Here is an 18793-nt window from a genome sequence, read left to right as displayed (position 1 = left end):
GGATGTATGTCCATAGTCCGAAAAATTATATGAGCGGTAGCCTGTCCGCCACTGTCCCACCCTGCCCAGGTGTTACTCTGTCAATGACTTGGCACAGTACACGAAGTCCTTCACACAAAAGCTCAACGTTTGTTACAGTGAAGCAGATACGCAGACTTGGTGTATCCATCTCCCCTACATAACAGGCGGAACCGGGGAGGAAAGAAACCCCTGCAGCAAGTGACTGATGATGCAACTCACGCATATCCAGGTTACTCGGAAGTTGGAGCCACAGATTAAGTCCTCCCTCTGGCAAGCGCCACTGCATGCCCATAGTAGCATGCTCTTCCAGCACTTCAGATGCTGCGCATAAGCGAGAATACAATTCATCCCTCAATCGGGATACATAGGCATCGTACTGATTCTGAATGAAAGATTGCAATGCCTTTTGTGTAAGCAGCGGACTCCCCAAGTCCGCCGTAGATTTCGCGGCCACAAGCCGGGTCAATACACTTCCGTCTGCGATGGCGCAGGCTATACGGCAACCAGGAGACAGCACCTTGCTGAAGCTTTTGATATATACGACATGACCTGTCCCATCCATCGATTTAATGGAAGCCGGGGGAGGGTCCCGAAAATAAAGATCTGCAAACGGATCATCCTCCAGAATGAGGCAGTGGTAGCTTTGCGCGAGATTAAGAAGCTGTGCTCGTCTTCTTGCACTCATCGTGATACCTGTTGGATTGTGATAGGTCGGGATCGTATAGATCAGCTTGGGTGGATAGGTATCACATAATCGTGTCAACAGATCAATACGCATGCCTTCGTCATCCATCGGGACCGTAATGATCTTCGCGCCTCTACTCGTAAATACATCAATGGCTCCGGTGTAGCTCGGTGCCTCCATGTATACAACATCCCCAGGTCCGACAAAAGTCCGTGCCACAAGATCAATTCCCTGCTGAGCACCACTTGTAATTAACATGCATTCAGGTGCAGCCTGTAGTCCACGCTCGGCAAAATGTTCGGCAAAGATCTGTCTAAGTTCCCGATCTCCCTGAAAAGATCCATACGCCGCCATACGCTCTGTATGATCGGAAGAGAGTCGGTAGGCACTGTCGATAATCTCGCGTGTAGGCAACAATTCCGGCTGAATTGCTGACATATGAAGTTCATACCGCACTTGAGGTGACGTATCAAAATGTCTCCAGAGCTGCGCTCGCGGTAAATAATCCACCAGTGCCATCTGCCAATTCCATGACGTACTGGATTCACTGTTGGCATGGTTTCGCTGCGTTCGGTCCATATCCTCCGTCTGATCCACGTTCAATGTACCTCTCACATAACAACCTTTCCCTTGGGAGCAGGTGATCAATTGAATCGCTTCAAGTTCAGCATACGCTTTGGATACAGTGACCAGGCTGACACCCAAATCCGCAGTCATTTTACGCACAGAAGGAAGTCGGGTTCCGGGTTCAATGAGTCCTGATCTGATGCGATCGGCAATCGTTAGCGCAATCTGCAGGTACAATTTGGTACTGCTTCCCCGCTTTAATTCAATATGCATATGTGCTCCCCCAACTGTTATGATCTTCATTTTACTGTTATAGTGTAGTCCGTCTATTATAGTTTATAATATCAGTATAACAGTGAATAACAGGAGATGAGAATAACATGAGTATCCCTTGGTCCAAAATGGCACAAAACACCCCGTCCTCTGTCGTTCGCGACATGCTCCAGGCCGCTCAGGCACCTGGAATGATCTCACTAGCCGGTGGATTACCAGCCCAGACTTCATTCCCGCTGGAAGCCATCCGCGTTGCATATGAAAAAGTATTTATGAGCGGAGCAGCCGCTCTTCAATATGCGGAGACTGAGGGTTACCGTCCTCTTCGCGCCAAAATCGCCGAACGTCTTGAATCCAAGGGCATTCCCGCTTCACCCGATCACATGCTTCTCACTACGGGTTCACAACAATCCATTGATTTGGTTTGCCGCATCCTTCTTGACCCGGGTGACCGTGTATTGGTTGAATCACCAACCTACCTCGCTGCTCTGCAAGTCATTCATTCCTATCAGGCTGAATCTCACGGCGTAGCCTGTGATGATCACGGCATGTTGCCTGAATCTCTGGAGGAACAGCTCCAGTTGCATCGTCCAAAACTTGTCTACATTAATCCCACGTTCTCCAATCCTACGGGAAAAGTATGGTCCCGAGAAAGAAGACAGCAGGCTGTGGATCTGTGCCGCAAGTATGGTGTACTCATTCTGGAAGATGACCCCTATGGTGAAATTCGGTTCAATCCGGAGCAATTGGATGTCCCTGCTCTCGCAGAACTGGATGCAGCATCCTATGACGGCCCTTCCAATGTTATTTACACCAGTACATTCTCCAAAACGGTAGCACCTGGCCTTCGTACTGGCTGGATACTGGCTGCTCCCGATATTGTCAAAATGGCAGCACGAGCCAAACAAGGTGCCGACTTGCACTCCAGCAGTATCGACCAAAGAGCGCTTCATGCACTGCTTGAATCTTTCGATCTGGATGCGCATATCCGCCATATCTCAGAGGATTACGAACAACGCATGAAAACACTGACGACTCTTATGGCAGCCAAAGCTTGGGAAGGTATCTCGTGGAATTCACCACAAGGTGGCATGTTCTTGTGGCTGCAATTACCTGAAGGCATGCTGGCAAGCAATCTGTTCACTTACGGGATCCAAGAGAAAGTGTGCATTGTGCCAGGTGATTCCTTCTATGCAGGTACACCAGAGTTAAACCGCATGCGGATCAACTTTACTCATACGGACCCTGAGCTCCTTCCGGAAGCCGTGGAAAGAATGGATCGCGCCATCCAACGTTGGCATGCTTCCTTAACATCCGACAGTGTTGTTACACTGTAATGAACTGTCATAAACGTTTCGCGATTCTTTAGCGTATAAAGGTTAGTTAACTTGATATGAAAAATAAAAATAAGGCGGCAGGCCCGAGAATCTCGGAACTGCCGCCTTATTTTTATAGAACCTGTTATCAACAGGAGTTATGTTTTTTTAGATGTTCATGGGTCCTTCTGATCAGTCAGGCCATCGGATGATTCATACGAGTTGTCCTCGACTGATAGGTGGACTACATTGTGTTGCAATAGTGTTGTTGTTGCAGTTAGGAAAGCTTACCGTAAGCCGGGTTCTGTGCTCTTCGTGGTTCATACGGGAACTACCCTCCCACCAGAAGCGACAATCATCTATCTAGGCCATACATTGCTGCACAGCTCAAGCGACCAACCTAGACACACCTCGGGCTAAGGTTGCCTCCTCCGAAGAGGCGGCTGTGTCCCATTAGGTCTTGCTCCAGATGGGGTTTACCAGGAACGAAGTCACCAGCGTTCCTCGGGGTCTCTTACACCTCGGTTCCATCCTTGCCTGTGCCGGAAAATCCGGCCATCGGCGGTCCATTTCTGTGGCACTATCCTTCAACTCGCGCTGACTGGACGTTATCCAGCATCCTGCCCTGTGGAGCCCGGACTTTCCTCTCGTGGCAACAAAGGCCACCAGCGATTGTCTGTCAAGCTTTCCGAACAACATTACATAGTATACAGGCATTTAGGTTCCCAGACAAGCTTAATATTACTGGGAACTACACAGCAACGGTCTTTTTAGATAAATTGGAATACCTCCGTATCAACCTCTGAAGCTGTAACTTGCGTATCATATCGTTTCTCTTCCAAACGGGAACGAAGCCAATCCGCTGTTTTTGGTTTCATAATCTTCTCGGAATTATGTCCAGGGTCGATGATACACATACCTGCCATTAACGCATCATGAGCCGTGTGATAATCAATATCTCCGGTCACAATAACATCCGCACCTTTGAAACGGGCAGTGAGCGCGTAGCGGCTACCAGAGCCGCCAAGAACCGCTGCTTTTTTGATCTGCTTGTTCAGATCTCCTACTACACGCACATGAGGCACATTGAATTGGGTCTTCACAACCTCCACAAGCTCACCTAATGTCTTAGGCTCCCTAAGGGGTCCCAAGCGTCCCAGACCGAGCGTACGGCCCTTTAAATCCATTGCATAGAGGTCATAGGCCACTTCCTCATACGGATGAGCCTTAAGCATCGCCTGAACGACTTTACTTCTCAGACTTTGGGGTACGATGGTCTCAATCCGCATTTCTTCCACACGTTCCATCTGCCCTTGGGTACCGATAAACGGTTGAGTTCCTTCACCAGGCACAAACGTTCCTGTACCTTCCGTGTTAAAGCTGCACTTATTGTATTGACCGATACTCCCCGCTCCGGCTTCCAGGATGGCCTGAAGAACCTGCTCATGATGGGTACGAGGCACAAAGACAGCCAGCTTGTACAGATGATCTGTGTGTACATCTTCCAGCGATTCTTTACTCTCGATGCCAAGTGCCTCGGCCATCCAGTCATTCATACCACCCTCGGCCACATCCAAGTTTGTATGACTGATATAGACAGCGATATCATGTTTAATCAGCTTTTCATACAATTTACCCATAGGTGTATCTGTACTCAGTGATTTAACTGGACGGAAAATGATAGCGTGATGAGCGATAATCAGGTTGGCACCAATACGAATCGCTTCGTCCACCACTTCATCCGTCACATCCAAAGCAATTAACACGTGACGGATTTCTTTTTGCAAACTGCCGAGCTGGAGACCAATGCGGTCATCCGGTACAGCCAGATGTTTGGGAGCGAGTTGCTCCATCAGTTGAATTACAGTTTGACCTTTGGCAAACATGCCAAAACCTCCTTCAAGTTTGCGATAAGACGCTCTACCTCAGCCGCCTTGTACCGGGAAGAATCCTGATCGGATTTGGAGATGGAGTTAACAACCCCTTGCAGTTTGACGATCTCACTTTCCCATTTGGCAAAAAATACATCCGTCGGTCGATCAACCAAATAAGGCCCCATCCGTAGCAGCAAATCTTCCGTCAATTCTGTCCCGCCTTGAAGCGGACGTGCACGATACACCTCTACATTGGCGATCGGGCTTACAGATTGTGGCATCGCCGTTATAATCTCATAAATCTTTCCATCTTCTTCGAGCAACTGTTCTGCTACAACTACCCAGTGATGCTCCAGTAACCAGCGTCTGAGGATATCCTCACCCACATTTGGTTGCAAAATAAGTAACTGGACTCCTTCCAGTTTGGATAAACCTCTGTCCAAAATAGAAGCAATCAAGGCACCGCCCATGCCTGCGATGGTGATGACATCCACTTCACCCGCAGAGATCACATCAAGACCGTCTCCACGACGCACCGTGATTTTTTCTTTCAGGCCAGCATCGCTGACTTGTTTGCATGCAGCATCATAAGGGCCAGGATTGACTTCCCCGGCTACTGCATTTGCAGCTTTACCACTGCGGATTGCGGCTACTGGCAGCAACGCGTGGTCTGAACCGATATCAGCCATGCGGCTGCCATCGGGAATTTGATCATGTATTCGCTGTAATCGATTCGAAAGTTTCATGAAGCACCTACACCATTCATTTAATTTATTGATTTGCATTGAACAAGGAAAAGCGATAAAATAAAATCCAATAAAACATTTCAAGGATGAATTTCCAAAACCAAGAAATCAAGACGTTTAAATTAAAAATAAAGGAGACCCCGCCGCCGCTAAAGCGTCTTGCGGAAAGTCTCCCATAGTTCGATTATTCGAGGAAATCCTTGAGCCGTTTACTACGACTCGGGTGACGCAACTTACGAAGAGCCTTGGCTTCGATCTGACGAATACGCTCACGCGTAACACCAAATACCTTGCCGACTTCCTCCAGCGTTCTCGTCCGTCCATCGTCCAGACCAAAACGTAGACGAAGCACGTTCTCTTCACGTTCAGTCAATGTATCCAATACATCTTCGAGCTGTTCTTTCAGCAACTCATACGCAGCAGCATCCGCCGGAGCAAGTGCTTCCTGATCCTCGATGAAGTCACCCAGATGGGAATCATCTTCCTCACCAATTGGTGTTTCCAGAGAAACCGGTTCCTGTGCAATCTTCGTAATTTCACGAACTTTCTCTACACTCAGATCCATCTCAGCAGCGATTTCTTCTGGTGTCGGTTCACGCCCAAGTTCCTGCAACAGCTGACGGGATACCCGGATCAGCTTATTAATCGTCTCCACCATGTGCACAGGGATACGGATGGTACGCGCCTGGTCAGCAATAGCACGAGTGATCGCTTGGCGGATCCACCATGTTGCATACGTACTGAACTTGTATCCTTTTTTGTGGTCGAACTTCTCAACCGCTTTGATCAGACCCATATTACCTTCCTGAATCAAATCAAGGAACAACATTCCACGTCCAACGTAACGCTTGGCGATACTGACAACGAGCCGTAAGTTAGCTTCAGCCAGACGACGCTTGGCTTCTTCATCCCCGTTCTCAATCCGTTTAGCCAGTTGTACTTCATCATCTGCGGACAACAGTGGCACACGACCAATTTCCTTGAGGTACATACGGACAGGGTCATTGATTTTGATACCTGGCGGCAAGCTCAGATCATCATCAAAGTGGAATTCGTCCTCTCCCTCTCTGGTGTTGTTCTCGGAATCTTCACTAGGACGAAGTGTAACCTCTTCATTGTTTTCATTCACTACATCGATACCCAGATCGCTCAGTTGCTCATAGAACTCATCCATTTGCTCTGCATCCTGCTCAAAAGGAGAGAGTTTCTCTATAATTTCCTTGTAATTCAGCGAAGCTCTTTTTTTACCTGATTCAATCAATTGATCTTTAACCTGATCCAGTGTCAATTCTGTTTCTAGTTCAGTATGCTGATCATTCGCCATAATTCGACTCCCTCCTCCCTAGAAACATCTAATCATCAGACGTTCACTGTCTCTCTAGGGCAATCATTTCAATTGCAATCTGTGCCGCGCGTACAGAATCACCTGCCCGCTCTGCAGCAATCATTTCTTCTTTTTTCAAATCGTACTCTTTCTTACGCGGATGCTTCAGCACTTCCCTGATGCAATCATCGAGCATTTGAATACTCCATTCACCTGGACCATCCATCATCGAGATTGAACTGACCGTTTTTTCCAGGCGATCGTCATGCAGTGAAGACATAAAACGGCTTGTATCCGACGGTTTGCCTTGCGCATAGTAGGCATATAGATAAGCAGCAATAGCTGCATGATCATCCAAGTTAAAAGCTTCACCAAGATGCTCATTCACGTACTGGGCAGCCTCATCATCCTGCAACATCCAGGCGATCAGTTTGCGTTCAGCTGCGTGGTAAGCCGGCAACAGATTGGGTGTAGGCACCTGCCTATTTTGTTGCCTACCATTATTCCACCTTTTCGGGTTATTATCCCCAAACTGGAGGTTATTTTTCATCGCCTCCCGTTCTTCATTACACTCCTGCTTCAATGTTTCGAAGGATACGTCCACTTCTGCAGCCAGTTCACGAAGATACACTTCCCTTTCTGTTGGAGAAGGTAAGGGGGCAATCAACTTTACTGCTTCTTTCGAATAGGCGATTTGTCCGCCACCCTCTAGCAGTATATGGCTTTTTTTTAAGTTTATAAGTTTAAATTTTGTAGTTGTCACGGCGCCGTCCACAATCTGGTTTCGGAACCGTTCACCACCATGCTTCCGGATAAAATCATCCGGGTCAAGTCCCTCAGGAATGAGAGCCACTTTGACCTGCAATCCAGCTTCCTCAAGAATAGGGAAGTTTTTGAGTGCAGCAGCCTGTCCTGCTTTGTCGCCGTCATAACATATGATGACTTCGTCGCACATCCCTTTGAGCATTAGTGCCTGATTCTCGGTTAACGCAGTACCCATTGCCGCTACACCATTCTGGATATCCTGATCCCATGCGGAGATGACATCACCATATCCCTCGAACAAAATGGCTTGTCTTTGTTTGCGAATTGCATTTTTGGCATGATGCAGATTATAGAGAACACGGCTTTTGTTAAATAACCGGGTTTCCGGTGAATTTAGATACTTCGGTTGCCCATCTCCCAATATGCGTCCTGCAAATGCAATCGGCTTACCGCTCCTGCCATTAATCGGGAACATAATCCGGTCTCGGAATCGATCCACATATCCCTGACCTTCATTTCGCGGTGACAGAAGTCCACCCTTTTCCATCTCTTCGAGCGGATAGTTACGTTTCTCAAGAAATTGTACCAGTGTGTCCCAACGATTTGGTGCAAAACCAATCTGGAACTGGTCGATTAACTTGTCGCCAAAACCTCTTGAGCGTAAATACTCCATGGCTGACTTGCCGTGCTCTGTATTTTTCAACAAAAAATGATACAGCTTCGCGGTAAGCTCATAAGCCTCCAACAGACGTTCCGTCTCCGGATTCACATGAGCAGATTCACGCCCTTGCCAGTCCCCCATAGAGATGTGACTTTCTTCCGCCATCGTTTTGACAGCCTCGGGAAAGGATAACCCTTCGATTTCCATCCTGAATTTGATGGCATTTCCACCCGTGCCGCAACCGTAGCAGTAGAAAATTTGTTTCTCAGGTGTAACGGTGAACGAAGGCGTCTTCTCGGAATGAAAAGGACAGAGGCCTTTCATATACTTCCCCTGTTTGGTCAGATGCACAAATCGGCTCACCGTATCGACAATATCATTCTGCTGTAACACCGATTCAATAATACTTTCGGGTATACCGCCTTGTCCGGTACTCATCTCTGGCCACCTTCATCTCTTCAACACGTAAATATAATTCGATAAACTTACACATTCTCCTGCAAATCTTTTAAAAGTTTTGTCAGTTTATGTTGAAACATTTCTCGATCCTGCTCTGTGAAAGGCTTTGGGCCTTTCCCATAATGGCCTCTTTTTCGCGCTTTGGCCGCAGTATGACGAGAATCCAACATGAAATCAATGTCACGATCGTTGAACTCACGACCACGAAAGGACAAAACATAACAACGTTTGCCAAGCGCAAGTGCCGCAAGTCCATAGTCCTGAGTGATAACCACATCATATGGCTTAATATGATTAGCAATATACAGGTCTGCGCTCTGATCACTGCGATCCACCTGCACGGTTCGCACCCCTTCTCCTCCTTGAAGCAGATGATCAAATGAAGAGACTAACAGTACAGGGATGTTGAAAAGGCGAGCGGTTTGCGCAATCTCGGTTTTGACCGGGCAAGCATCACCATCCACAACAATGTGGCGTATATTTAACTCACTCAAACCCAGACCACCCGGTTTCATAAAATAGCTGCATATTGTTATATACGACCCCGGCCAGGCAAAATCCTTCTGCCGGAACGAGGGAAATCAAAGGCTAAAATACGGAGCGGTTGTCAAAAATACATTTCACAACCCGTTCCGTATATTTATACCCTCATATATCCTTCTTTAATACTGAATTTTAGCTTTGCGCCAAGTCTGTGAAAAACGACTCATGAAATCCGCCCAATTACCAAACCAACTTGGAAAAATCAGCAAATCCTTTCAAGTCACGATCAATAGCCGCGAGCAAGGCAAGTCGGTTCGCCCGAACAGCCTCATCTTCGGCCATAACCATGACCGAATCGAAGAATGAGGTAATACCATCCTTCCAGGCAGATGCAATAGCCAGTGCTTCAGCAGCATGATGCTGAGTCAACGCCTGACGATATTCTGCATTCGTTTTGCTCCATGCCTCATGTAACTGACGTTCTCCATCTTCTGTGAACAGTTCTGGATGTACGGAAGCATTGGATGCTTTGGCAGCCAGATTGCCCACACGGTTGAACGATTCAACCGTTGTTTTGAATGCGTCTCCTGTCAGAACAGCCGCCATCAACGCTTCACCTTTTGGCACCACAGCGCTGATATCATCGAATCCGGAAGAAATTACGGCATCCACTACGTCGTAGCGGACGGTTTCGGACAACAATTTTTTCACACGAAGACCAAAGAAGTCTTGCAGATCTTTACGAACCTCTTCATCTGCACGTTTCAACAGGTTCATCTGGGCATGTACTTGAAGTGCTACTCCGAACACGTCAGACAATGTCAGCGGAAGCTTGTGATCCAGCAAAATCTGTACAATACCTGCAGCCTGACGGCGCAGCGCATACGGATCCTGAGAACCCGTTGGAATAATGTTGATGGAGAAACAACCCACGATTGTATCCATTTTGTCCGCAGCACTCACAATGGCACCGACAAGAGAAGCAGGGGATTGATCTCCAGCGAAACGTGGCTGATAGTGTTCAAATACCGCTTTGGACACCTCTTCTTTTTCGCCAGCTTTACGAGCGTAATCCTCACCCATCACACCTTGCAGTTCCGGGAATTCTCCTACCATCAGTGTCACCAGATCGAATTTGCAGATATCTGCTGAACGGCTAACGGATTCAGCAACATCACCGGATACTTGTAGTTTGGCAGCAAGTCCATCGGCAATCTTGCGAATACGACGCACTTTATCTCCAACCGTTCCCAATTCTTCCTGGAAGACGATACTTTCCAGCTTCGACAATGCATCCTTAATCTGTAGCTTCTGATCTTCCTCATAGAAGAACTTGGCATCAGACAGACGTGCACGCAGAACTTTTTCATTCCCTCTGGCAATAACGTCCAGTGAATCACTTCCACCGTTACGTACCGTCACGAAGAATGGCAACAATTGTCCTTCACTGTCCAGTACAGGGAAATAACGCTGATGCTCACGCATGGAAGTAATCAATACTTCTTGTGGAATATTCAAGAATGAGGAGTCAAATGTCCCGAACAATACGGTAGGTGTTTCCACCAGGAACAGAACTTCCTCCAGCAAGTCTTCCTTAATCGCAATATCCCATTTTTTCTCCGCAGCCAGTGCCTGAATCTGGGATACAATCATCTGTTCACGTTCTTGGATATCAGCAATGACATGTTCGGAACGCAACACTTCCACGTATGAAGACGGAGTGGAGATCACAGCTTCCTTACCGAGGAAACGATGTCCGCGAGTTACATTACCCGACTTAACACCTGTCACTTCCAGATCGATAACATCACTGCCGAGCATAGCCACAATCCAGCGGATTGGACGTACAAATTTGAAATCATAGGAAGCCCAACGCATAAATTTTGGGAACGTCATGGCATGTAATACAGAAAGTAATCCTTCGCCAACCACAGAAGCCGTCTCCACACCTTTGCTGCTCTTCGTTGCATAGATATATTCGACACCGTTCAGTTCCTTGAACGTGAACTGGTCCGGTTCAACACCTTGACTGCGGGCGAATCCGAGTGCAGCCTTGCTCCAATTGCCACTGTCGTCTAGGGCAATTTTGCGTGAAGGACCTTTCACTTCTTCCTCGATATCTTCCTGCTTTTCAGCCACATTCTGAATCAAAACAGCCAGACGGCGCGGTGTAGCATATGCATTCACTTCACCATAAGCAATGCGGGATGCGTCAAGCCATTTCACGACACGCTCTTGCAGCTGTGCGATTGCTGCGCGCATAAAGCGTGCAGGTACTTCTTCCAGCCCGATTTCAAACAACAGATCCTTAGACATGCTCGGCTCCCCCTTTCTTGATCAGCGGGAAGCCTAGCTTCTCACGCTCTTGCATATATGTTGCAGCGACTTGGCGAGCCAGATTACGAACACGTGTGATGTAACCCGTACGTTCTGTTACACTGATGGCTCCACGTGCATCCAACAGGTTGAACGTGTGGGAACATTTCAGCACATAGTCATATGCCGGGAATACCAGATGCTGCGCCATGGCCTTGTTTGCTTCTTCTTCATGCATGTTGAAGAGTGTAAACAGCATTTTGACATCAGATACTTCAAACGTATATTTAGAGTGTTCGAATTCTGGCTGACGGAATACATCACCATAAGTGATACCTTCCACCCATTCCAGATCAAACACATTCTCTTTATCCTGAATGTAAGAAGCCAAACGCTCCATACCATACGTAATTTCAACAGCTACCGGATTTGCCTCGATTCCACCAACCTGTTGGAAATACGTAAATTGTGTAATCTCCATTCCGTCCAACCATACTTCCCAACCAAGACCTGCACAACCAAGGGAAGGATTCTCCCAGTTATCTTCAACAAACCGAATATCATGTTTGAGCGGATCAATGCCCAGACGCTTTAGACTTTCCAGGTAAATTTCCTGAATATTGTCCGGAGAAGGCTTGATGATTACCTGGAACTGATGATGCTGGTACAGCCGGTTAGGGTTCTCACCATAACGTCCGTCCGAAGGACGACGGGAAGGCTCCACATAGGCCACTTTCCAAGGTTCGGGTCCAAGCGAACGCAAAAAGGTCATCGGGTTCATCGTACCTGCCCCTTTTTCCGTATCGTATGGCTGGACAATAATACAGTTATGCTCGGCCCAGAATTGTTGCAGCGTTAGAATCATCTGCTGAAAATTCATAATCATGCTCCTTTTCAATGGTTTGTTAGCAAGCTTAGGACGGTGAAGACAACAATAAATAGCCCCCGTCCTACGCCTGTTGTACAGACGTAGGGACGAGAGCTATTCCCGCGGTTCCACCCTACTTGGCTTAGATCAAACAAGATGATCCTGTTCGTTCCAGCCCACTTTTCCGTGTCCATTCATGCTCCCGAGTGCCGTTTCAAAAACCGATTCAGCCAGGCTCCCACCATCCCCGACTCGCTCATTCATGATTCCCAAGTGTTATACAACGACTTGTCTCCATAAATGCAATAAATCCAGTCTTTTACTTTCTCGTTCAATGCATGTCTCATAAAGAGAAATTATATTTCATAATATATAAAATCTAGTATGAAGTCAAGATATAGTTTCACTTCCACCAAAACGCCTCAAATCCCGTACTTCTCCATCTGATCGAGGAAAGAACGGGATTTAAGATTCAGACCAAGCTGATGATCCATAAAGGCACGCATCAATTTTTTGATCTCATCACGGGTAGATTCACTCACTGATATATTCCCCAAGCGCTGCAGATCCAACTGTGCGAACAAACGTAACAACTTCAGAGCCTTTGGACTAACCGACATCGCTGGAGGATCAAAGTGTTTGCATGCTCGACACAAGACGCCACCAAGTCTGGGACTTATAAACAACTGCTCATCTGGTCGCTCCTGGTTGCAGGAGATGCACTCATCGAACTGTGGACCATATCCGGATGCCTGTAATATTTTCATTTCATACAGACTTGTAATAACAACCGGATCTTTCTCTTCCTTCAGCGCCTGCAAACACGCCTTTAACTGTTTGAACCAAAATGTACCTGTCTCTTCATCCTGAAGCACCCGATCCAATAGCTCACACGCATAAGAGGCATAAGAGGCCTTGACCAGATCTTCACGCAACTCATGATAGGATTCAACAATTTCTCCAGCGTTCAGTGTGCCTAGACCTGTATTGCGAAAATATACATATTGACCATACGTAAACGGCTGCACCAGTGCAGCATGTCGGCTCTTGGGCTTTTTGGCACCGCGGACGAGTACCCCTACTTTCCCGCCGCTTTCGGTGCAAAGCGTAATGATTTTGTTCCCTTCGCCGTAGTCCATGCTGCGGATGACAATCCCTTCCACCCTGTATAGCATGCCTCGTCACCTAACCATTCCCGAATCAGCCAGTTATCCTTCGGCTTCTTCATCTTCAATCACTTCCCTTGCATTATCCGACTCCTGTCCTAACGAGTTACACGCCTCGGTATATAACAAATAGGACTCCACATCCCCCGTCATCGCAAAAACCTTCCACGAAAAATCTCGCATCGGAATTTCATCCTCTCTTCGGAAATGACGTCTGCATCTACCAAATAGGATGGAGTCTTGCAAGGTAAACTATGTGTTGCAATTACTGGATACAATTCCGACGATCAGTCGCGGCCAAAGCCAAGGTCACGCAGAACTCTATCCTGATTTCTCCAGTCTTTTTTCACTTTAACCCACAGGTCCATGAAAATTTTGGAGCCGAGCAAGTTCTGAATGTCGTGTCGAGCTCGTTTACCCACTTCTTTCAGAAGGGCACCTTGCTTCCCGATAATGATCCCTTTTTGGGAATCCCGTTCCACAAAAATGACAGCTGAGATATAAACGACACCATTATCTTGCACTTTCATATCTTCGATCGTTACAGCAATGGAGTGAGGCACTTCTTCACGAGTCATTTGCAGAATTTTCTCACGAATCAACTCGGCACATACAAACTGCTCCGGATGGTCAGTAACCTGGTCATCAGGATAGTACTGTGGACCTTCTGGCAAATACTTGCCGAGCTGTTCCAGCAACGTGCTGACATTGCTGCCAAGCATGGCAGAGACAGGAACGATTTCAGCGAAATCGTGAAGCTTGCGATACGTCTCAATGAGTGGCAGCAGTGCTTCCGGCTCAATTTTGTCAATTTTATTCATGACAAGAATGACAGGTGTACGGATATTTTTCAACTGTTCCGCAATATAACGGTCACCGCCACCCAAGCCTTCCGAAGCGTCGATCAGGAACAGTGCTGCTTCTACTTCTCCGAGCGTATTCAGAGCAGTCTGATTCATGTAATCGCCAAGTTTGGATTGACGTTTGTGAATACCCGGTGTGTCCAGGAATACGATTTGCTGATGTTCGGATGTATACACCCCATGAATTTTATTACGTGTGGTTTGTGGCTTGTCCGACATAATCGCAATCTTCTGTCCGATCACTTGGTTCATCAGTGTGGATTTACCTACGTTTGGACGTCCAATAATGGCTACAAAACCGGATTTAAATGCTTGTTTTTTCATATGTTCCTCCTCAGGCGCCTAGGCCTGGAATATTGGTTTATTTTTTGGCAGAATTCAGATCAGAAGGCCCAAATGCCCAAGGTAACAGTTCAGCAACGGTGGTCTCTTGCAGATCACCTTTCAAGTTCCCCAAGATGACTTTCATATCAGGTTCACACAGTTCGTACATGACCTGACGACATACGCCACATGGAGCAATCGGACCATCCGTGTCTCCCACAATGGCAATCGCTGTGAAGCTGCGAGGCTTCTGCCCACCTGCAATGGCACTAAACATCGCTGTACGTTCAGCACAGTTACCTGGGGTATACGCAGCATTCTCAATATTACAACCATGATGCACATGACCTTCACTGTCAAGCAAAGCCGCGCCTACACCAAAATGGGAGTAAGGCGTATACGCCTTCGTACGTGCCTTAATTGCTTCTTGCATTAACAAACCGTTATCCATTAATATTCTCTCCCTTAGGGTGCAATATAAAGTTACTACCTACGAATTAAGTTCAACCAAAGCCAAATTTACACTAGCCACTCCGAGTCCAGAATAACCCTTCGATCGCTGTTATCCCCAGATTTTTTGATTCACTTTTTCAAAGTGAAAATCCGGGGATAAAGGCGAACGCTTCGCTTCTACAGGTTTATTTCTGTCCTCTTCGTTATCGTGTAACGTCTACAAGTTCAACTTAAACAAGGTCTAACTTTACAAAGTTGTGTAGTATTAAAATCACAAAACGAATCAAAATCAGTACAAACCCAGCCAGCTCATCACCGGCTTAGTGAAGACGATACAACCAATGATGACGGCGAATACCGCAGCCAGCAGAACTGCCCCGGCCGCGGTATCCTTTGCCGCTTTTGCCAGCGGATGGATATGGGGGTGTGCCAAGTCAACCGCTGCCTCTACAGCCGTGTTCATCAATTCAGTCACCAGGACCAAAAAGACAGCGGTCAGCACAAACATCCAATCCGTTCTTGAGATTCTGAAAAAAAAGCCGGCTACACACATCAAAATAGCCACTCCCGTGTGAACTCTCACATTACGCTGAGTCCGCAACCCATATGCGATTCCTTCCGCAGCATTGCGGAATACCAGACCCCAGGAGCGTCTTTTCATTATCGTGTCAACCCGGCCTGGGCCAATACCGCTTCTTGTTTACCCATCATTTCAGCCTCACTTGCTTCATCCTGATGGTCGTATCCGAGCAGGTGCAAGAAACCATGGACAAACAGAAAACCAAGTTCACGTTCAAATGAGTGTCCATACTCTTCACTTTGCAGGATGGTCCGTGGTACGGAAATGATGATGTCTCCAAGAACATCCGGCATTTCTTCCATTTCTTCATCTTCGTCCAGCACATAGATAATATCTAGCTCTTCATCTACCGTTTCGTTCATCGCAAAAGACAGTACATCCGTAGGACGGTCAATGCCGCGATAATCACGATTCAACTCATGGATCTGCTCATCATTCACAAAAGTCAGAGCCACTTCCCCGTCTGCCACACCTTCCGCTTCTCCGGCAAGATTCAGCAACTGTTCCAGCATTGCAATCATCGGTTCTGTAATTTCTTTATCCTGTTGTTCATTATTCCATGCCAGATTAAGACTCATTCTTTCATAACTCCTGTCTACTAATATTAGAGGTTGTTCAAAAAGCCCGCTTTTGATTACGAATGATACCTAAGGGCATCATCAGCATCGAATATGGAATTCAGCCGAAATGTCCGTTGCTCACGTAGTTTTCCCTACGCTCCGCTACTCCATTTCTAACTTCATCCCATCTTCTCGGTACTGAAAACCAACCTTTTTGAACACGAACTATTATTGAATTAGCCCGCTTCGGGTGAAGTTGGCTTTGGTTTCTTGATCTCCTCCGGATATTCTATCCTGGAGTGGAAGATACCCATCACCGTTTCCTTCAATGTTCTGGCGACGATATCCAGTTCACGCATCGTAAGGTCACAATCATTGAATTGATGATCGTCCAATCGTCCTTTAATAATCTTCTCAATCATGGACTCCACTTGTTCCACTGTCGGTTTGCGCAAAGATCTCACAGCAGCCTCTACACTATCAGCAATGCCAACAATAGCCGATTCCTTGGACTGAGCCTTCGGCCCAGGGTAACGGAAATCTTCTTCCGTGAAATCAGGCTCAACGCCTGCTTCTTCCGCCTGGCGCAGTGCTTTGTGATAGAAATAGTGGAGAAATGTCGTGCCATGATGCTGTTCCGCAATATCCCGAATAGGTCTGGGCAGCTTATAATCCTTCTGCATTTCCACCCCATCGCGCGCATGGGCAACGATAATGGATTTGCTCAGTTTCGGATCAATTGAATCATGCGGATTCTCCATATTGTTCTGATTTTCAATAAAATAGATGGGACGCTTCGTCTTGCCAATATCATGATAATACGAACCCACTCGGCAGAGCAATCCGTTAGCTCCTATGGCTTCTGCTGCTGCTTCGGACAGATTGCCTACCATAACGCTGTGATGATAGGTACCCGGTGTCTCCGTCAGCAACTTACGTAGAAGCGGATGGTTCGGATTAGATAGTTCTACCAGTTTGAGCGCTGACAAAATGCCAAATGAAGTTTCAAAAAATGGCATCAGCCCAATAACCAGAATCGCAGTCAGCACGCCACCAGCAAATGCAAACCCAACGCCATACAGTGTCGTTGTTCGATTCCAATCGCCCGAGTCAATCAAAGCCAAGGTGAAGACGGCTATCGACCCGAACAGACAGACCATAATGGCTCCTTTCAGGATTGTTGATCGCTGGCTAGCCTTATGAGTTGCAAAGATCGCAACAAATGAAACCAATACAGCAAAGAAACCTAGTTCGAAGTCAAAAAGTTGACCCTGATGCGTATTCAAAATAATGCTGGACAACATACCGATCAAAATCGAACATACAAAGGCAAGCGACGTATCCAGCAACAGCGCAATTAACATCGCTCCTACCGCAACAGGTGCAAGGAAGCCAACATAAGACCTCTCATTGGTCTGGATAATCGCCGTCACATGCATAACTACAATCGTAATAATAAAAATGAGAACAAGCATCAACAGCTGCGCATTATTATATTTGAAATGTGTTCCGCTGCCTTGCTGAATATACATCAGAATGGCTGCCGACAACAGGCAGGAAAACATAAGAAGTCCAAGCTGCGGCCAGTAGTTCACTTCATTTTTCAGCAAATCATTTTCATCCAGCAAAGTATACATCTCCGGGGTGATCATCTCACCCTTGGCAACTAATGTGTCTCCTTGCTTGATAAAGACGGTTTGCGTGTTCTCACGCGCCTGAACTTTCGCTTCCTTCGTTCCCTCTTCATCGTAGAAACGGTTAGCGGTCACCACGAGGCGAGCAAGTTCTTGCACGACCTCACGTTGCGTACGCTTACCAAGAGAGCTGACACTCACCATCTCAGCTACTTTGGCACGGGCAGTAGTTGCATCGCTGATCTGATCCGTCATTAACCGGGCAACAATATCCCTCGCAACCGGTTTCATCTCCTGGATATCATCCGATGTCAGACGCGAGATTTTGATGTAAGTTTCTTCAGGAATACGGTAGCTTTGCTCCTGTACCACATTTCTGATCTCTTCCAAAAGAGTCTCGGAGTATGTACCGGCTTTCCGATTATTATTGATATAGTTGGTCACAAAGTCCTTCTGGCGCTGCGGAATTTCATCCCGATAAATATCTATCTTGTCCTGACTTGAAATCTGATCATCCTGATTTAATCGATCTACACGATCAAGCAGGGTAGTCATCAAATTTTCATTTCGTAACTGGACAATCTGAAATATCGGCTGTACCCGTTCAGCAGCTTCTTCCTGTGCTTTGAGTGTGGCCTTGTTATTCGGAATCTGCATGGGCGCAGCAATGTCCACTTCACTCCGTGTACCTTCCTGAATATCATACCGCTCAGGGAGCAGCTTGGAAGCCAGACTCACGTAGAAAAGAATCACCAGAAACAAAAACAGAAGATAGCGTGCCCACACGCTATACTTCCATCCTGTAGCCTTATTCTGAAAAGATTTGCCTTTTGACGGTTCCTTCGAGGTCACTTT

General features: G+C 46.9%; 16 protein-coding genes and 1 other RNA gene. 1 reads left to right on the top strand and 16 read right to left on the bottom strand.

From position 1 onward, the window contains the following. Positions 1-25 precede the first annotated feature (25 nt). On the bottom strand, positions 26-1546 hold the full coding sequence (pdxR, locus tag MKX68_RS20415) for a MocR-like pyridoxine biosynthesis transcription factor PdxR (RefSeq protein ID WP_340913943.1): 1521 nt from the start codon (positions 1544-1546) through the stop codon (positions 26-28). 107 nt (positions 1547-1653) lie between these two features. On the opposite strand from pdxR, the gene MKX68_RS20410 reads away from it, so the two are divergent. Beyond that, a complete protein-coding gene (locus MKX68_RS20410) occupies positions 1654-2883 on the top strand; it encodes an aminotransferase-like domain-containing protein (protein WP_307416717.1) in 1230 nt (409 codons plus the stop codon). Between the two features lie 257 nt (positions 2884-3140). Here MKX68_RS20410 and rnpB read toward each other — a convergent pair. The 15 genes from rnpB to MKX68_RS20335 all read right to left on the bottom strand — a co-directional run bounded on the left by rnpB (position 3141) and on the right by MKX68_RS20335 (position 18790). Continuing rightward, positions 3141-3550: RNase P RNA component class A (gene rnpB, locus MKX68_RS20405), an RNA gene on the bottom strand. A gap of 82 nt (positions 3551-3632) precedes the next feature. Then, positions 3633-4748 (bottom strand): Nif3-like dinuclear metal center hexameric protein, encoded by a 1116-nt coding sequence (locus MKX68_RS20400; protein ID WP_340913939.1) that lies wholly within the window; start codon positions 4746-4748, stop codon positions 3633-3635. Beyond that, positions 4724-5482, bottom strand: a complete 759-nt coding sequence (locus tag MKX68_RS20395) for a tRNA (adenine(22)-N(1))-methyltransferase (protein WP_340913936.1) — start codon at positions 5480-5482, stop codon at positions 4724-4726. The genes MKX68_RS20400 and MKX68_RS20395 overlap by 25 nt, the downstream gene beginning before the upstream one ends. 184 nt (positions 5483-5666) lie before the next feature. Then, complete coding sequence (gene rpoD / locus MKX68_RS20390; protein WP_017687256.1) at positions 5667-6806, bottom strand: RNA polymerase sigma factor RpoD; 1140 nt, start codon at positions 6804-6806, stop codon at positions 5667-5669. Between the two features lie 43 nt (positions 6807-6849). After that, complete coding sequence (gene dnaG / locus MKX68_RS20385) at positions 6850-8670, bottom strand: DNA primase (RefSeq protein WP_340913934.1); 1821 nt, start codon at positions 8668-8670, stop codon at positions 6850-6852. Between the two features lie 47 nt (positions 8671-8717). Beyond that, positions 8718-9206 (bottom strand): YaiI/YqxD family protein, encoded by a 489-nt coding sequence (locus MKX68_RS20380; RefSeq protein WP_047843776.1) that lies wholly within the window; start codon positions 9204-9206, stop codon positions 8718-8720. A 208-nt stretch (positions 9207-9414) separates the two neighbouring features. Further along, entirely contained in the window at positions 9415-11490 is a 2076-nt protein-coding gene (gene glyS, locus MKX68_RS20375) for a glycine--tRNA ligase subunit beta (protein WP_340913932.1), read from the bottom strand. Then, positions 11483-12370: a glycine--tRNA ligase subunit alpha gene (glyQ, locus tag MKX68_RS20370; RefSeq protein WP_340913930.1), complete on the bottom strand. Its 888-nt coding sequence runs from the start codon at positions 12368-12370 to the stop codon at positions 11483-11485. The genes glyS and glyQ overlap by 8 nt, the downstream gene beginning before the upstream one ends. A gap of 410 nt (positions 12371-12780) precedes the next feature. Next, entirely contained in the window at positions 12781-13533 is a 753-nt protein-coding gene (gene recO / locus MKX68_RS20365) for a DNA repair protein RecO (RefSeq protein ID WP_047843778.1), read from the bottom strand. A gap of 33 nt (positions 13534-13566) precedes the next feature. After that, on the bottom strand, positions 13567-13707 hold the full coding sequence (locus tag MKX68_RS20360) for a YqzL family protein (RefSeq protein WP_074095877.1): 141 nt from the start codon (positions 13705-13707) through the stop codon (positions 13567-13569). Positions 13708-13811: 104 nt separating this feature from the next. Continuing rightward, positions 13812-14711 carry a GTPase Era gene (gene era, locus MKX68_RS20355; RefSeq protein ID WP_047843779.1) on the bottom strand — a complete coding sequence of 300 codons (900 nt, stop codon included), beginning with the start codon at positions 14709-14711 and terminating at the stop codon, positions 13812-13814. A gap of 37 nt (positions 14712-14748) precedes the next feature. Further along, positions 14749-15162 carry a cytidine deaminase gene (locus MKX68_RS20350; RefSeq protein ID WP_036615035.1) on the bottom strand — a complete coding sequence of 138 codons (414 nt, stop codon included), beginning with the start codon at positions 15160-15162 and terminating at the stop codon, positions 14749-14751. Between the two features lie 291 nt (positions 15163-15453). Next, positions 15454-15825 (bottom strand): diacylglycerol kinase family protein, encoded by a 372-nt coding sequence (locus tag MKX68_RS20345; protein WP_340913929.1) that lies wholly within the window; start codon positions 15823-15825, stop codon positions 15454-15456. Next, positions 15825-16322 (bottom strand): rRNA maturation RNase YbeY, encoded by a 498-nt coding sequence (gene ybeY, locus MKX68_RS20340; protein ID WP_340913927.1) that lies wholly within the window; start codon positions 16320-16322, stop codon positions 15825-15827. Before ybeY ends, MKX68_RS20345 begins: the two co-directional genes overlap by 1 nt. A gap of 218 nt (positions 16323-16540) precedes the next feature. Beyond that, entirely contained in the window at positions 16541-18790 is a 2250-nt protein-coding gene (locus MKX68_RS20335) for an HD family phosphohydrolase (RefSeq protein WP_036674803.1), read from the bottom strand. Between the last annotated feature and the right edge of the window lie 3 nt (positions 18791-18793).

The organism is Paenibacillus sp. FSL M8-0212 (assembly GCF_038004645.1).
Lineage (GTDB): Bacteria > Bacillota > Bacilli > Paenibacillales > Paenibacillaceae > Paenibacillus.
The sequence above is the reverse complement of the archived record's forward strand: the minus strand, read 5'-3'. Positions and strand labels throughout refer to the sequence as shown.

Coding starts and splice junctions, on each gene's coding strand:
- glyQ (WP_340913930.1), bottom strand. CDS start 12,370: ATGAATTTTCAGCAGATGATTCTAACGCTGCAACAATTCTGGGCCGAG.
- MKX68_RS20400 (WP_340913939.1), bottom strand. CDS start 4,748: ATGTTTGCCAAAGGTCAAACTGTAATTCAACTGATGGAGCAACTCGCT.
- rpoD (WP_017687256.1), bottom strand. CDS start 6,806: ATGGCGAATGATCAGCATACTGAACTAGAAACAGAATTGACACTGGAT.
- era (WP_047843779.1), bottom strand. CDS start 14,711: ATGAAAAAACAAGCATTTAAATCCGGTTTTGTAGCCATTATTGGACGT.
- MKX68_RS20360 (WP_074095877.1), bottom strand. CDS start 13,707: ATGCGAGATTTTTCGTGGAAGGTTTTTGCGATGACGGGGGATGTGGAG.
- recO (WP_047843778.1), bottom strand. CDS start 13,533: ATGCTATACAGGGTGGAAGGGATTGTCATCCGCAGCATGGACTACGGC.
- pdxR (WP_340913943.1), bottom strand. CDS start 1,546: ATGCATATTGAATTAAAGCGGGGAAGCAGTACCAAATTGTACCTGCAG.
- MKX68_RS20345 (WP_340913929.1), bottom strand. CDS start 15,825: ATGAAAAGACGCTCCTGGGGTCTGGTATTCCGCAATGCTGCGGAAGGA.
- ybeY (WP_340913927.1), bottom strand. CDS start 16,322: ATGAGTCTTAATCTGGCATGGAATAATGAACAACAGGATAAAGAAATT.
- MKX68_RS20380 (WP_047843776.1), bottom strand. CDS start 9,206: ATGAAACCGGGTGGTCTGGGTTTGAGTGAGTTAAATATACGCCACATT.
- dnaG (WP_340913934.1), bottom strand. CDS start 8,670: ATGAGTACCGGACAAGGCGGTATACCCGAAAGTATTATTGAATCGGTG.
- glyS (WP_340913932.1), bottom strand. CDS start 11,490: ATGTCTAAGGATCTGTTGTTTGAAATCGGGCTGGAAGAAGTACCTGCA.
- MKX68_RS20350 (WP_036615035.1), bottom strand. CDS start 15,162: ATGGATAACGGTTTGTTAATGCAAGAAGCAATTAAGGCACGTACGAAG.
- MKX68_RS20395 (WP_340913936.1), bottom strand. CDS start 5,482: ATGAAACTTTCGAATCGATTACAGCGAATACATGATCAAATTCCCGAT.
- MKX68_RS20410 (WP_307416717.1), top strand. CDS start 1,654: ATGAGTATCCCTTGGTCCAAAATGGCACAAAACACCCCGTCCTCTGTC.